General features: G+C 42.8%; 9 protein-coding genes. 1 reads left to right on the top strand and 8 read right to left on the bottom strand.

Going from position 1 to position 16,200, the window contains the following annotated elements:
• A partial coding sequence (locus tag ACH2DQ_RS27200; protein WP_395028693.1) for a DUF6783 domain-containing protein occupies positions 1-113 on the bottom strand: 113 nt, incomplete at its 3' end.
• On the opposite strand from ACH2DQ_RS27200, the gene ACH2DQ_RS27205 reads away from it, so the two are divergent.
• A complete protein-coding gene (locus tag ACH2DQ_RS27205; RefSeq protein ID WP_395028694.1) occupies positions 87-146 on the top strand; it encodes a hypothetical protein in 60 nt (19 codons plus the stop codon). The two genes, ACH2DQ_RS27200 and ACH2DQ_RS27205, sit on opposite strands and share 27 nt — an antisense overlap.
• Here ACH2DQ_RS27205 and ACH2DQ_RS27210 read toward each other — a convergent pair.
• From ACH2DQ_RS27210 to ACH2DQ_RS27240, 7 genes are all read right to left on the bottom strand, one after another.
• Entirely contained in the window at positions 121-954 is an 834-nt protein-coding gene (locus ACH2DQ_RS27210; RefSeq protein WP_394910861.1) for a carbohydrate ABC transporter permease, read from the bottom strand. The genes ACH2DQ_RS27205 and ACH2DQ_RS27210 overlap by 26 nt on opposite strands.
• Position 955: 1 nt before the next feature.
• The gene (locus ACH2DQ_RS27215; RefSeq protein WP_394910860.1) at positions 956-1,861 is read right to left on the bottom strand and encodes a carbohydrate ABC transporter permease; all 906 of its coding nucleotides are present in this window, start codon (positions 1,859-1,861) and stop codon (positions 956-958) included.
• A 105-nt stretch (positions 1,862-1,966) separates the two neighbouring features.
• Entirely contained in the window at positions 1,967-3,328 is a 1,362-nt protein-coding gene (locus tag ACH2DQ_RS27220; RefSeq protein ID WP_394910859.1) for an ABC transporter substrate-binding protein, read from the bottom strand.
• Between the two features lie 273 nt (positions 3,329-3,601).
• Positions 3,602-4,909: an extracellular solute-binding protein gene (locus tag ACH2DQ_RS27225; protein WP_395028692.1), complete on the bottom strand. Its 1,308-nt coding sequence runs from the start codon at positions 4,907-4,909 to the stop codon at positions 3,602-3,604.
• A complete protein-coding gene (locus tag ACH2DQ_RS27230) occupies positions 4,809-6,320 on the bottom strand; it encodes a response regulator (protein WP_394910858.1) in 1,512 nt (503 codons plus the stop codon). The genes ACH2DQ_RS27225 and ACH2DQ_RS27230 overlap by 101 nt, the downstream gene beginning before the upstream one ends.
• Positions 6,301-8,142: a sensor histidine kinase gene (locus tag ACH2DQ_RS27235; RefSeq protein ID WP_394910857.1), complete on the bottom strand. Its 1,842-nt coding sequence runs from the start codon at positions 8,140-8,142 to the stop codon at positions 6,301-6,303. The genes ACH2DQ_RS27230 and ACH2DQ_RS27235 overlap by 20 nt, the downstream gene beginning before the upstream one ends.
• Before the next feature lie 321 nt (positions 8,143-8,463).
• Positions 8,464-15,474, bottom strand: coding sequence for a LamG-like jellyroll fold domain-containing protein (locus tag ACH2DQ_RS27240; RefSeq protein WP_394910856.1), 7,011 nt, complete (start codon positions 15,472-15,474; stop codon positions 8,464-8,466).
• Positions 15,475-16,200 lie beyond the last annotated feature (726 nt).

Genomic DNA, 16,200 nt, shown 5'->3' on the forward strand with positions numbered 1-16,200 from the left:
CAGTTTGTGGGAGATTTGTCCCGAATGAAGGGCGCATAGCGGGCTATGTAACCTGAATTCGGGGCAAATATGCCGCAAAGTGGGGCGTGCAGATGGCGGGAATGAATTTTCAAACACGCTCTAAGCCTTCACCGCACCATTTGTGAGTCCGCTGACAATATATTTCTGCATAAAGATAAAGATTAAAATAACCGGGAAAATTGCAATGATACCAAATGCCATGGTAGAGTTCCACAAGGTCTGATACTGCTGTACATAATTATAAATACTGGATGTGATCGGTCTCTTATTCGGGTCGGTAATAAAGGTAATTCCATAGATCAGATCGCCCCATGCATATACAAAGGAGAATACGGCTGCTACCACTACGCCGGGTTTTGCAATGGGAAGCATGATTTTCACAAATGCTGTGAGATGTCCGCATCCGTCTATTTTTGCTGCCTCATCCAGCTCCTTGGGTATAGAAAGGAAATAGGTTCTCAGGATAATAACGGAAAAAGGTATTCCAAGGGTCGCATCTGCCAGGATCGGCGCCATGTATGTATTTAAAATTTTTGCACTGGAAAACATAATGTACAAAGAAGTTAATACTAACGTGGAAGGAAGCATCTGTGTAATTAGAAATAGCAGGATAATGATCTTCTTTCCCCTGAATTTAAACCGCGCCAGTCCGTATGCCGCCGGAATTGCCAGTATGGTGGATATTGCCATTGCACCGAAACCAATGATTGCACTGTTCTTGAATCCTCTCAGGGTATCACTGGAAGCGGATAACTGCTTCTGGAATGCTTCAAAAGTCAGCTCTTTCGGCCATAGGGGCGTTGGTATCTGGAAAATTTCTACCTGTGATTTCAATGCAGTAACCAACATCCAGTACAGGGGAAATATAAATATCACAAATACAATTGCTCCGATTATCAATAAAATGATCTTATTTTTCGTCTCTTTTTTCATGTTACATCACCTCGTCATCATCAATGGTCCTGATGTAGAAAAATCCTACAAACAGCAAGATTAAGAACAGGATATTCGATGCTGCCGCACCCTTACTAAACTGAAACTCTTCAAAGGACAGCCGGTATGCATAAGTGGATACCAGTTCCGTTGCATTTACAGGCCCTCCTTTTGTCATTACCCATACAAGGTCAAATACCTTGAACGTGTATACAAAGCCCAATGTAAGCACGGACATAATTGCCGGTTTAATCATGGGAACGGTTATATGGAATAAGGTCTGCCGTTTGGAAGCACCGTCCAAACTGGCACTCTCGTAAATTTCGGTTGGAATAGTCGTTAATCCGGTAAGAATCAGCATCATGTTAAAGGGGATACCGATCCAGATATTAGCTACTACAATTGCCACCATAGCGGTATTTCCATTCAAAAGCCATTCAATGGGTTTATCCAAAATACCTACCGAGGTGAGGAACTGATTGATAATTCCGCCATTTAACTGGAACATAAATTTAAACAAAAGACCTGCTACCGTTACCGGCAGCAGCCAGGATATCATGGTTACTCCACGGAAGAAGGAGCAGCCCGGAAATTTCTTATTAAACAATAGTGCGAGTCCAAATCCAATTACAAACTGAAAAATGATAGAAGCCAGTGTAAAAGTTAATGTATTTCCGATTGATTTCATTAAAATAGAATCGGCTCCGCTGAATAAATCAACATAATTCTGCAGTCCCACAAAACTCTGGGAGGCCGTATCTGCAAATGTATAAACGTCCACATTTTTAAAGCTCAGCAACAGGTTCTTTACCATTGGATATCCAATCAGAACCATCATATAAATTAATGCGGGGAGTGCAAATATAACTCCCAGGTAAGCCGGTGTCTTTTTTTTACCATGTCTCACGTTAATCCCTCCTCATATCTTTTAAAAAGGGACTGTCGGAAGCAAGTCTTATATCGCCTTTTGCTCCAGAGCGTTTATAGCGCTCTGTCCAACAGTCCCAATGTTTTATTTTACTGCGTCTACAGCAGCCTGTGTACTGTCTGCTGCCTGCTCAGGAGTCTTAGCACCTGTCATAACTTCCTGGAATCCATTCTGGATTGCAGATGAATATGATGGCCAGGATGCGGATGGTCCTCTTGGGATTGAAGTCTCAAGCTGCGTAATAAATGCTGCCTGAATCGGATCATCTGTCCAGTAAGAATCCTGTGCTGCTTCCGTTTTTGGAGGGAAGGAGCCATATTTCTTCATTGCTTCGATCATAACTTCATTCTGATCATAATATTTCATGAAAGCAACTGCGCCTGCGGTATCGTCTTTTTTCACAACACCCATGTTTTCACCGCCGAGGATTGATGTTGCCTGAGTTGAATCTTTATCATATTTCGGTAATACGGTTACGCCATAGTTTAAGTCTGGAGCATCTTTTTCGATACCAGGAATCTGCCATGGTCCATTCTGCTGCATTGCGATATTTCCAGCCATAAAGTTGTTATTAACATCAGACTGTGTCCAGTTAACACACTCTTTTGTCCAGGAACCTGCATCGATCATTTCTTTCATTAAATCGTAAGCCTTTACGCCGCCTTTAATGTCGGTATAAGTACCGCCAGCCGTATACAGCCACTGCAGACACTGGAATGTTCCTTCATCTGTTCCTACTGCTGCATTACCAAATCCGGTTACGCCGTCCTTTGTTAACTTCGATGCCATATCTTTGAAATCATCCCATGTGGTGTTTTCATCGGGATAAGACACGCCTGCTGCATCAAATAAATCTTTGTTATAGAATAATGCGGTACAGTTTGTTGCAAAAGGAATACCATAGTGTTTGCCATCCATCATTGTGGATTCCATTGGTCCCTTCAGGTAATCATCCCATGCGATTGAGGCATCGGATACATCCGCCATAAGTCCCAGCTGTATGAAAGAAGCCATGCTGCATCCGTCCATGATTACCAGATCCGGCAATTCACCGGAAGCAAGTCCAAGTGTAAGCTGTTTTTGGTAGTCTGCAAACGGCACATATGTATGAGTTGCCGTAAACTCACTCTGGGATGAATTAAATCCATCAATCAAAGCCTGCATCATTTCCTTCTGGGCATCTGTTTCAAAATAATCCCAGATTACAACTTCTTTCGTTTCACCGGTAGGAGCTGCAGCAGTTTCCGCCTGTGTCTCTGCCTTTGTTTCCGCTGCTTCGGTTTCTTTGGCTGCGTCTGTTCCTGCTGTGGCAGCCTCAGTCGTCTTCGTTGTTTCACTTTTTGCTGCCTCTGTGGTACCGGAAGATGATCCGCCTCCACATCCTGCTGTCATTGTACAAACCATTGTTGCTGCAAGAGCCATTGCCGTAAGTTTCTTTAGTTTCATGATAAAACCTCCTTTTTATTTGACTCCAGTACTGCATTGCCCTAATAATTTAGTAATACACACAGGATATTCGTATCAGAGGATTCAAAATATTCTGCAGGTGCAGCGGGCTGCATCAAAGAATATTTTGGATTCTCTGGTGCGGATAGCCGAAGTGTATTGCTGAATTATTTGTATAATGCAGTACTGGTATCTTTCCTGGTAAGTACATTATAAGAGAGGTTCCCATAAAGATTAATTCTAATATTTTAATAATGGTGGATAATCCTTAGATTAATTTTCCGGCAGCATTTCAACCGCTTCCTCCGGAGTTTTCTCCTTTGACACCATCTGATAAAAGCTTTTCGGAATCTGCTTGGAGATAGCAGACCAAGATGGTATGGAAGTTCTTGCAACTGCTTTTTCCATCTGTTCTTCAAAGACCCGCATCTGTTCGTCTTTCTTAACCACCTTTTTTGCTTTTTTTATTTTCGCAGGCAGAGACCCTGTCTTTATGCAGAAGGACTCCATAACCTCCCCATTCATACAGTACTGGAAAAATTTCAGGGAGCCTTCTACATTTTTTCCTTTAATAAAACCAATATTTTCACCGCCGGTAATCATACTGCTTACCCGGTTCACCGGAAGCTTGGTGATGCCATAAGAGATGCCCGCTTCCTGAAGCATGGACAATATCCAAGGTCCGTTTTCAATCATAGCCGCTTCTCCTGCTATGAATTTTCTGGCAACATCGATCTGGGTCAAGTTAATGCATTCATTAGACATGCTCCCATCCTCCACCATGCTTTCTAAAAATTCAAAAGCCTCCTTTGTCTTCTCACCTCCGATTTGATCCGGATTTTCTCCGGCTGATAAAATCCATGGCAGAATCTGGAATGCGCCCTGTTCCGAGTCAACGGCAGACATTAAAAATCCTTTGCGCTGCCCTGATGTGAGCTCTTTCGCCGCAGCCTTTAATTCCTCCCAGGTACCCGGCGGATCCACCCCGGCTTCTTTTAGCATCTCCTCATTATAAATTAATCCCAGGTTGTTGCAGATAAAGGGAATACCATAGTATCTTCCATCCAGGCTTACAGTTTCCACCGCCGCCTTATAGTATTCTTCTTCCAGATTCCAGGATTCTATCTGCTGTGTGATATCCTCAAATACGCCCAGGCGGATAAAGACCGGCATATCGGGATTATCAATAAGTACCATATCCGGCAGACTCTGCTCCGTATAAGAGCGGGAAAGCTGTTTGTCAAAATCGGTCATGGGGACATACTTCCAGGACGCACGATACTGGCTCTGGGACTGGTTAAACCCATCTACCAGATTATCCAGACCGCTTCTCTGGGCATCCGTTTCATAATAAGACCACAAAACCAGATCCTCCCTTGCCTTGCTTTCCTCCTGTCCGTCACTTTCCTGGTTCCCACAGCCCGCTATCTGGACTGCCATCAGCAAAACGAGGAAATAACTGCAGGCCTTTCGTCCTTTTTTAAGACTGCCTGTAATCCCCTGGCGAGACTCCGACCTCTTCCCGAAAAACCCTGTTAAAATACTTCGGGTCACCATATCCAACTTCATTTGCCACTTCATAGATCTTGAGCTCACTTCCTTTCAGCAGCCGTTTCGCCTGGCTGATACGAAATTTCTTTAGAAAGGTTGAAAAATTAATCCCCACCTCTTTATTAAATAAAGTACTGAGGTACTCCGGAGTGATGTCCAGACGCCTGGCCATTTCCTCCAGGGATATTACTTCCATGTAATGTTCCCGTATGTAACTGATTGCTCTGTTTACCGTATAATTACGGATGTCCTCTTTTTTATTTACCGTCTTTGACAGGATCTGAATAATCTTTTGGAAACAGGTCTCCAGTTCCGATAAGGTAATGGCATTACCGAGAGTTTTGATAGGATTCTGCTCCTGTATCAGGCGATAGCCCTCCTCTGCAACCTCCTGGGAAATATTCAAAATGTAGTTTACCATTTTCATATACCCTTGCCGAATATGATAAGGTACACATTTCTGATCCCTCATATATGAACGGAATTTATCTCCACAGCTTGTTAACTCCTCACTATCTCCCTTGCATACAGATACTTTGATCCTGTTTTCCAAAAAGACCGGATAAGTAAATTCTTCCGGTGAAAACAGGCTGATCTCCCTTTTTGTCAGCAAATGTGTATATCCCAATGCCATTGCGAACGTATAAACCTCCCGCAGTTCGTTTACCTGGCTGCGTAGCTGTGTGAGAGCAGGGATGCTTTCGGCTGTCCACACTGCCTGTCCCTCTCTTACATTCTTTAAATACACTCTGTGGCTAATCCGTTTATTCCATCCTTCCATCGGACTTCCGCTCTGAATGACACACACATATTCCTGCGTACTTTCAATAAATACCATATAAATGCGGTCCTTGCTGTACTTCTCTTTCATCTCCTCAAGCTGGGTCTTGCAAAATTCCACATATGCAGGTTCTGCATTTCCCAGATAGCCTGCATAAAGATAACAGGGGGAATCCAGGTCCAAACTGCCTATATCGGCAAGCCGCTGGTAGTTTTCCCTTGTTTCCGCCAGGCTGCCCAGAATAATATCCCGGATATATCCCTGAGGTGTTCCCTCAATCTGCCTTTTTTCCAGATCCAGTTTTTCTTCAATCCTTTCCAGCACCTCTTTTACGTCTTCCGCTGCAATGGGCTTTAGCAGATAGTCATCCGCCCCCAGCGTGATTGCTTTCTTAGCGTATTCAAATTCTGAATATCCGCTGAGAATGACACTGTGGCAGGCTACTTTATCTTCCTGAATCTTTGTCAGCATTTCCAGCCCATTCATGACAGGCATACGGATGTCGGTTATAATCAGCTCCGGACGAAGCCGGATTGCCATCTCATATCCCTCCATTCCGTTTTTTGCTTCTCCAACAATTGTGTGACCGCTCTGAGATGAGATCAGTTTTGATATTCCAACTCTGATCTTTACCTCATCTTCAACTATTAATATCCTCATTATCCTTCCTCATTTCATCAATAACCGGCAGGCGCAGGGTGATGACCGTTCCCAGGCCTTTTAAGCTGCTGATCGTCCAGCTGGCTTTATTTCCATAATACATATACATTCTTGAGAATGCATTATTGAGTCCGATACTCCTTCCATCATCAATAATTGCCCTTTTCGGGTCATTAAACTCCTGTACCTTACTTTCCGGCATGCCCACTCCATTATCCTCTATAATAAATACAACCCCCTTCCCGTCATCTGAGAGTGAACATTCAATTCTCAATAAGCCTCCTGCCATCATCCCGTCAAACCCATGTATAATGGAGTTTTCAACAAATGGCTGTAGCAGCAGCTTATACACTTTCACTTTTTCCGTATTCTTATCTATTTGCAGACTATAGGTAAATGCATCATTAAACCTCATTTTCTGGAGGCTGATGTATTTATGAAGCCAATCCGACATTTCCCATATGGTTACCCGCTGATTACTCTTATTTACGCTGTAACGCAGTATGACACCCAGGTTTCTCAGCATCGTACTGATTTCATACTCTCCCTTTTCAATCGCCATCCAGTTAATGGAATCCAGGGTGTTATATAGGAAATGAGGGTTGATCTGTGCCTCCAGTGCACGGATTTCTGCATTTTTCTGACTATTCTGTGCCTCTTTTACCGTTGTGACCAGTTCTTTTACTTTTACAGTCATGGTATTAAAGTTTCGCGCAATAATGCCGATTTCATCCTCGGTATCTTCCGGAATAACCACATCCAGATGACCCTGCTGTACTTGTCCGATTCCTTTTAATACAGAACGCACGGAACGGTTTAACATATATACGGTATAACTGATGATGCAGGTCACAAATATAACTGCGGAGGCGCCAACAATCAGAAAGATTTTCTGGGTGTTCACCAGATCTTTCAGCATATAATCTTTATCATACACATTGTAGAATACCCATCCTGTCTGAGGGTCTTTGTACTCGTTAACAGCCGTATTTTTATCCCGCAGATATCCCGTAACTTTCACAAATTCCGCTACCGACAGCCTGGGGTTCATTTTCAGGGTCACGAAACTCTCGTCCGGGTAAGTGATTACCTGCCTGTTTTCATCCAGTATGAAGTTCAGGCTGTGCTGGGACAATTCCTGGTTGGCACTGTCCTCCGTCTTATTGCAGATTTCCGCCAGTATCCGTTCATCAATAGACATAATAATGGTTGCGATGCTTCCCTGCTCCAGGTGGTCAAAGTCAAATACCCGTTTACTCATATGGAAATAATACCCTTCCGTTCCATTTTCCTGAAATTTCATGGTTGGGGTAATTACCATACTGGGTTCATCAATGCAGTCGATATAGGGATTTGTGGTCCTCAGATCCTTATAGCCTCTCCATAGATTATCAATTGCGGAATCGGTCTGAAAATCTGCTACCACTGAGCTGCCATCTGCACATACCAGACTGATACACCGGATACCCAGATTGTCATTATTATACTGTTTCAGGCTGTTGTATGCCTTGTTATATGCAAATGCTCTCTGATTATCCGTAATATCCATCAGGCTTTTTATACTTTCCGTCAGCTGCTCATCCGTGTACAGCTGGTATAAAAGGCTGGAATAAGTCTCCATATTTAAGTGTACCCGCTCTGATATCTGGGTCAGATTACTGACCATTAACTGATCTACTTTTTCTGTCACTATATTTTTATTCACATAATACCCAATTAACTGTATGGACAGAATCGGTATAATTGAGCCAAACAAAAACCCGAATAACAGTTTTCTTCCAAGGGTCCAGTTATTATATCGTACGATTATTTTCTTTAACATGTTCAGGCTCACTTTCCGCAATACTCAAATACCTTCATTTTACACTTGCTATTTAAGGGGTGCAACTTTTTTTATGATACAGAAAATTACATATTGTGCATGCTTCCTAATTTTCTACAACACAAGCCAGCGTAAGGACGCAGTGCCTCCCAGTGTAAATACGGTCGATATATAGTGCCTGATATCCGTGTCATCTGTGCGTCTGTGAATCGACGGCGTAGCGGGCTACGGCTAGATTCACAGACGTGCAGCTGGCGCGGATAGCGGGTGCTATATAGTGGCGTATTTACACCGGGAGGCACTGGCTTGTGGTACTGCTATTTACTTAATTACTACGCTGCTCTTCTGTCCTCTGTTCTTAAACACTTTCTTATATGCCCTTACTTTGGAATTCGGAACATCAATCACTGCCTTTGGAGAAATGCCCTTCAGGGATTTGCTGTATGCATTCTTCAATACCTTCGTCTTGACTGAAATGTATGTCAGTTTGCTGTCTCCATAGAATGCCTGCTGCCCAATCGCTGTTACATAGGCACCGATTGTAATCTGCTGCAGCCTTGTATAATTCTTAAATGCCTTCTGTCCGATCTTTGTAACCTTGCATTTTACTCCTTTTAAGGTTACTGTAGATGGTACTGTTACCTTCTTCACGGACTTGCTGGAAGCTCCTACTACCATGACAGTTGCTTTTCCTGCTGCAGGATTGGTTACTTTGTACCGCAGTCCTTTATAAGTCAGGATCTGTCCCTTTTTCAGTGCAGGTACTACCGGTTTTGGAGTCTCTGCAGGCTTCATTTCCAGTGCTGCAGCCGCTGACATCAGTCTGGATGCTGCCTGGTCAATCTGATCCTGTGTCGCATTGGCATTATTCAAAACTGCTGCTGCCGCTGCCACTGCATCTTTCAAAGCTTTTGCACTGCTGTCTGTATATTTACCGGTATCAAGCCCTGCATATGCATCATAAATTACCTTTAATGTTGTGGTATCTGCAGTAACGTCTGGTTCATCCGGATCTTCCGGTTCTTCTGGTTTTACCGGTTCTACTGTCAATTCAGTCGCTGCTTTCGCCAGTGCTGACGCCGCCTGGTCAACTGCTGCCTGGTCTGCATCCTGGTTATTCAGTACCTCTTCTGCACCCTGAAGTGCTGCCAGGAATGCATCGGTGCTTTCTTTTGTATACTTAGCGGTATCAATGCCTGTATATGCATGATAAAGTACACTGAGTACGGAGAAGTCTACCTGCACTTCCGGTTCCTCTGGATCTTCCTGCTTCCCTGCAAGTGCAGTTGCTGCTGACAGAAGATTTGCTATGGAATTGTCAACTTCTTGCTGTGTTGCATTTTCTTTTCCGATTACCGTTTGCAGACCGCCCAATGCTTCTGTAAATGCCGCTGCACTATCCTGGGTATATCCGGAAAGGTCCAGATCTTTGTACGCACTGTACAATGCTTTTGCCAGTGATTTATCAATTACCGGCTCCGGCTCTTCTGTTATTTTCTCAAGTCCTGCAAGTGCTACCAGTAATTCTGATTCTGCTTCTGCTGCTTCTACTTTTGTTGCGTTTTCTTTTCCAAGAACTGCTGTTGCATTTTTCAGTGCATTTTTCAAAACCTCTGCGCTTGCTTCTGTGTAAACGCTCATATCCATCTGAGAAATGGAGTTATACAGGGACTGTAGCTGTGTGAGATCAGCTAAAATGCTTTTCAGCTGGGCAATTGCTTCTTCAAGCTTGCCAATCTGCTCATCTACTGCGTCCTGATCTGCATTTCCATCTTCGAAGACAGCCCTTGCTTCAGCAATCGCTGCTTCCAGTACTGCATAGCTCTCTGCTGTGTATCCATCCGGGATATAAGCTTCTGCTGTTTCCAGTGCTTTCAGTAATACAGTCTTGTCTACATTATTGTCAAACTCGGTATAAAGCTCGTTAACCTTTTCGCTGTTTATTGCTCCGTTGTAGATTCTCAGATCATCCAGCTCCAGATTATTCGGGTACTGAACATCATTGCTGTAACCATTCTTACCAACACGGTTAACTGCTGCCTCTGATCCGGTAATTGTCTGTGGATCTCCCAACGTGGTAACCTTCTGTTCCTGTCCGTTTTTATAGATCTTACCTGTCTTGCTGTCTGAATCCCAGGTTACTGCAATATGGGTCCACTCATTTAATGGAAGGAAATCATTCGGATTTTGTGCCACATAGAATGCATTAAATCCATCCAGTACGAAGAAGGAAGAATAACCATCCCCTACCGGATAATTGGTATAGAATCCTTTACCATTGTAGGAAGCTTCATCTTTCGCCCATATCAGGGAGTTATTTCCTTTCAATTCTCCTGTACGCTTAAACCAGTAGGAGATTGTAATATCCTTAGAAGCGAGATTTGCACCTGCCGGGATTTCAAATGAAGTATCTTCTCCGTCAAATTTCAGTGCATCGCCGCTCTTTCCATTTACAAAATCAATATCTTCCAGTTTTGGAACTGCTACCGTGTAATTACTTGCGGAGTCATCCTTAATCTGGGTAATATCATTCTGTTTATCGAAGGTATAATGTAATATTAGTTCTGCATTTACAATCTTATCCAGCTGTGCCATTGCGTTCTTTAATGCTTCTGTTGCTGTATTTACCTGTGCTTCTGTAGCATCTTCTGCTTTTATAATTGCTTCTGCATCTGTCATTGCCTTGCCGAGAACTGCATAGCTTGCTTCCGTATATTTTGCAGGATCAAACGTTTTTGCTTCTTTCAGAGTCTTTTCCAGCTCTGTCTTTAATCCTACTAATCCAGAAACTGCTGTATTCAAATCATCCAGTGCCTTGTTAATCTGGGTCTGTGTTGCACTGCTGTCCTTTAAGAGTTCTTCCGCTGCTGTAACTGCATCGGTTAATTTCTTAAATGATTCTGCTGTATAATCCTTAGCTGTATATTCTTTTGCCTTAGTCAGTGCTTCTGACAGCTTTGTTGTATCTACTGAGGTTCCAATTACATTTACTGTCATCTTTGCTTTTGTGGTTGTTCCTTCAACATCGCCTTGAATCGTAAATGTTCCTTCTGCTGCAACCTGATCCGGTGTAATCTGAGGCCATGTTACATTTACACTGACATTATCCTTTACACCGTTGTTGTAAAGTACCATAACGCTCTGAGGCATGAATGGCAGATTTCCTATCAGTGTATTTACAATAGTATCGTCTACGGTTGTAATGGTTGCTTTATCCATATCTGATCTTGCTGTAATAGTTGCCGTTACAAATTTACCGGTTTCTTCATTTACACCATTGATCGTAAACTGTCCGTCTGCTGCTACCTGATCCTGGGTAATGGCATCCCAGAGTATTTTTACGCTTCTCAGCTCACTGAAAGAAGTTTTTGCCAGGATATCTTTTGGCATTTCCGGAATCGTTCCGGTCTTTGTTCCCTTGAATACCGGAAGGATTTCTTCTACCGGTGTGCTGTATACTTTCCAACGGTATATACCGGTTCCTGCTGCGGAAAGCTTCATGTTCATACGCAGTGCAGTTGTGGTTACCGGAATCATTTCGATGGCGTTGTACTTATTCTTCTTATTTGCAGTCTGGAAATCGGTGGTCACATTTGCATCTACCCATTCGCCAGCATCATTTTTGTATTGCATCTGAATAGAAGATGGCACACGGGTACCGCCGTTATCATCATACCAGTAAATATCATTCTTATAGATATTCACAGGCTCTTTCCATGTATACTGAACCCAGTGTGTAGATCCTGTTCCGCCTGATACACCCCAGTTGCCCCATCCTTTGCCTGTACCGCCAGCAGATTTCGTAGGCTCAAATGCCGTATTATTAATTCCGTCCAGTTTTTCCCAGCTCGCTGTATAATCTGAACTTGCCACAGCTGACGGTGCAACATCTATATCAGCCTGTGTATCTGCCTTTTTAATCTCTACAGACAGTTCTTTTACTGTTTGTTTTTCCCCGTCATCTGCTGTAAATCTTACTTTATAAGTTCCTTCTTCAGAACCGATTAAAGAAGTATTTAATGCTTTTTCGTCGCTTAAATAAGCGGATGCAGTGCCGGTTGGTTTTTCAATCACTTCCCATTTATAAGTAAGTGTCTTGTCATATGGCAATCCGTCATCTGTACACTGTGCCGTCAGAGATGCTTTCATATTCTCCAGCTTTTCTGTATTTACCTTCACCGTTACATCCGGTGCCTGATTTTCTACTGCCGGACGATCTCCGCCCTCTTTAAATAACTGAACTTCCGTAACTGCCGTATAACGTCCCGGCTGATTTGTTACCGTTACTCTCACCTTATCGGTGGTAACTTCTTTAAATTTATCTTCATTGTAATTTGCACGAGGAATTGCAGGGGTTCTGTTCTGGTTTTCTGCATGTTTCCACGCACTGCCATCCCAGTATTCCAGCGTGTATTTGGTTGGCTCCGAATAACCGCCGCTTTGACGGTCATTGTAGAAATAAATATCCATCATATCGATAGTCTTCTGTCCGCCCAGATCAATAACCAGGGAATCCGTTGCATTAGGACTCTGGTCATTTCCCCAGAATGGCATATTAACGGTCATTCCATCGGTTACTGCCTGGGGGTCGGGAGCTGTCTCGTTCACTGCCTTTGATGTGGTGTCACTGCCATCTGCGCGGTGCTTTTCTGCCCATGCAGCAGCTCTTGCTTTATCCGGTGTATAAGATGCTGTTACACTTGCACCTTCTGCTTCATTTGTCAAACCATTGATACCGGATTTCTTCAGCATTTCTACAACATTTTCGTCTGTTATAGCAACATCCATTGCTGCCGGTATCTGGGAAACAGAAGCTTTTGAAACTACAGTGGTTTTTTCATTTTCCGGGAATTCCAGTTCACCTGTTTTAGCATCATATACTACGTGAACCAGATCATTTAATACAAATGCAGATTCGCCGTCAATCCATACTGCAAAACCTTCCGGTACATTGTCGCCGTAATATTTATTTCCATCCGGTTTATCCCAGCTGATGGTAATGTCTTTGCCATGATAACGAATATTGTTTACCATGAAATGGTCATAACTGAAGTCGATTGGATCCAGTTCCAGTTTTTCATCGGAACGCGGCTGTACACCTGCCATATCTTCAATAAAGAGATAGGTATAGTTACCAAGGATATTGTGATAAATCCAGGAACGGTAATAGGTATCTAATGTCTTATTATCAATATTGAAAAATTCGTTATTATTTGGATACCGGATATCGCCGCCGTTGGGGTACATATTCCATGCACACCACTCAACCATAAGGGCTAGCATATCATCTGTTACATATTCCTGTTCTACGTCATAGGTACGAAGTGCTGCTTCATATGCCCTTGCCTGAACGGTAAAGTTAATGTTCGAGAAGTTATTAGAACCCGGAAGCTGCTTATTGTGTACCTGATTTGCCGTATAATACGGGAAAATCGGGAAGTCGTCTCCATTGGTAAAGGTCTTCAGTGCTTCTTTGTATTTTGCAATGGATGCTTCATCTGTGGGAACTGCTCCAACAGAAAAATAATTGTAGTTGTTGGATTCTGTCAATTCTACCAGATTTGGTTTATCCGGATTATGGGAGACAAATGAGCTGCTAGGACTCACTGCACGTGTCTCAAATTTCTGGCACTGGTCGCACCACAGGTACTCCAGAATGTCGCTTTGGATATTTTCAGCCAGAGTTTTCATTTCCTCTGATTTTTCAATATTTCCTAATAATCCATAGAGGTCAGAAGCAGATTGTGCAGCTGCATATACATATGCATTTTCTCCATGTGTCTTCCAGTTTCCAATTCCTTTTACATGCATGGAAATGGTATCTGCATCGTTTCCTGTCATGTAATTATTCTGGTAATCAATCAGATAATTTTCCGGAGTGGTTGCACTTGTGTGATTGCCGTAATGCTCAATCTGTCCCTTGGCATCATGTTCAAAATAGTATGCCAGATTTTCCGCAAGCTCTGCACCGCCGCCAATTACGTTGAATGCTTCTAATCCCGCATCTGCGATATACTGTCCATAGTGGTTATTCCAGTTTGAACGGTTTCCGGGGTTGTCCAGGAATGCGCTGCTCTGGGAGCTGTTACCTACGGATAATAACTGTCCGAGGGGCAGGTACGCGTTTCTTAACCACTTTGTATCCTGTAAATGCATTGGCTGTGTTAATGCAATTGCATTGTTATAGCCTAATACACCTTCTACCGTAACCGGATACTGGAAATCATATCCTGGGATATTGGCATCCATCGTATTAAAACGTTCCAGCCACCAACGATAATCAATTGCTTTCTGAACTGCTTTGTTTGGTACGTCTATGTATGGAAGGTTTTCCGCCCAGTACTCATTGTACTCTGCCTTCTGTGCTTTTAATGCGCTTGTACCATCCAGTTCCAGAAAACGTACGTAATCTGCTGTGGACTGTGGAAGTTCTTCTGTTGTAAAAGCCATAACAACCTTAACTTCTACTGTTTGTCCTGCCGGAATGGTGACTGTTTTCACCATAGACTTATTGGAGCCTTCTACATACTCAAATTCATTACCTGATAAACGGGTAGTGATCTTTGTTAAGTCAGCGGTTGAATTCATCGATCCGGTAAGTTCCTTCTGGGTTTCTCCTCCCACCGACACTTCATCGCGGCTGCTTACAAAGTTTGAATTTACATTAACCTTAATGGTTTTGTCAGATCCCTCTGTATTGGTCAGATGAACCGTAGTTACCGCAACATTTTCATTGCTGATGAACTTCTCCACATCTGCCGTCAGGGAACCTATCTGATACTGGCTAACCCAGTTACTGGGGTAGTTTACACGGTTGCTCGTCACTTCCTTACTGCTCAATGCGCCGGATTCATCCGAAAAAGTAATCGCATACATATCGCCGCCCAGAGAACTGCCGGATGAACTGCATCCATAGCTGGTTTTTCCTCCGAAACCAATGACGGCTGGATTACTGGTGTACATATAAAGTGCCCGGCCTCTGGTCATAAAGGTATTGCCATCGTCGTCTCCATTGTTGCCTGCATTTCCATTTGCCACTCCATAACGCCCCAGAATACGGTCCATGTAAAATGAATCTCCACCGTTATTCAAATCCTGTTGGTAGAGCTCCTTCATCATGTCCTTTGAATCATATGTTACGCCTCCCAAATTGTATACATCCGCTAAGCTTTCCGTGTTCTTAAATGTCGGATGCCCAATTGCCAATGCTGCCGGTTCTGATTCCGTACCGGTCCCAGCAAACGCTGTCATCGCACTGCCTGGCAGCATAGAAACCGCTACTGCAACTGCCAATACCTTCGTCGCCAAATTTCGTTTTCTTTTCTTCCCCATAACATTCTCCTTTTCCGTGCTTATTTTGTTACAATCTCATTATAGCGTTATCGAATGCTTTCAAAAATTGCATTATCTTAAGGAAGGTGTACTATCTTATAGTATTATTTTAATATTTTTGTGGCTGCAGATGGAACATACGCCGCCTTTCTGATCGAAGGCAGGTATCCGGAAACGGATATGAGAAAGCATATTAGGCGGAAAAAATGCATTGACATTCTTTGCATAGTGTTATATTATAGAGGCATACAAAGTATCTATGTACTCTAGATGCACGAATCCCCACGGAGGCTAGTCCGTGGGGATTTTTTGTTAGCTGTCTTTCTTGTTCTTTTCAATCCATTTGCATACATAATATCCTGCTATACTAGCAAATACTGATATTATAAAAGCAACTATGTACTCCATAGATGCACCTCCTTCCTGCTGGAAAGAGTCGACAGCATATATATTATAATTCATAAAGCAACCAATGTCTATAGTCTTACAGTGATTAAAAATTATAATTATTTTTATTTATAACTAATATGTTACATATCGACATAGTTAGCTCATGTTTTAGACCGTTACTTCTTTTCTAACACCATAAAATAAGCGTATGCAAAATTTCTAATAATTCTGCACACGCTTATTTCAATTTTATTTATACTCTTATACCCATTTGGAAATGCTCTAGAGCGTGTTTTAAAATTGCTACACCTTGGTCATTTTAACCAAATTAATATT

The sequence above is a fragment of the Robinsoniella sp. genome (genome assembly GCF_034124845.1).

Coding starts and splice junctions, on each gene's coding strand:
- ACH2DQ_RS27210 (WP_394910861.1), bottom strand. CDS start 954: ATGAAAAAAGAGACGAAAAATAAGATCATTTTATTGATAATCGGAGCA.
- ACH2DQ_RS27220 (WP_394910859.1), bottom strand. CDS start 3,328: ATGAAACTAAAGAAACTTACGGCAATGGCTCTTGCAGCAACAATGGTT.
- ACH2DQ_RS27225 (WP_395028692.1), bottom strand. CDS start 4,909: ATGAAGTGGCAAATGAAGTTGGATATGGTGACCCGAAGTATTTTAACA.
- ACH2DQ_RS27230 (WP_394910858.1), bottom strand. CDS start 6,320: ATGAGGATATTAATAGTTGAAGATGAGGTAAAGATCAGAGTTGGAATA.
- ACH2DQ_RS27235 (WP_394910857.1), bottom strand. CDS start 8,142: ATGTTAAAGAAAATAATCGTACGATATAATAACTGGACCCTTGGAAGA.
- ACH2DQ_RS27240 (WP_394910856.1), bottom strand. CDS start 15,474: ATGGGGAAGAAAAGAAAACGAAATTTGGCGACGAAGGTATTGGCAGTT.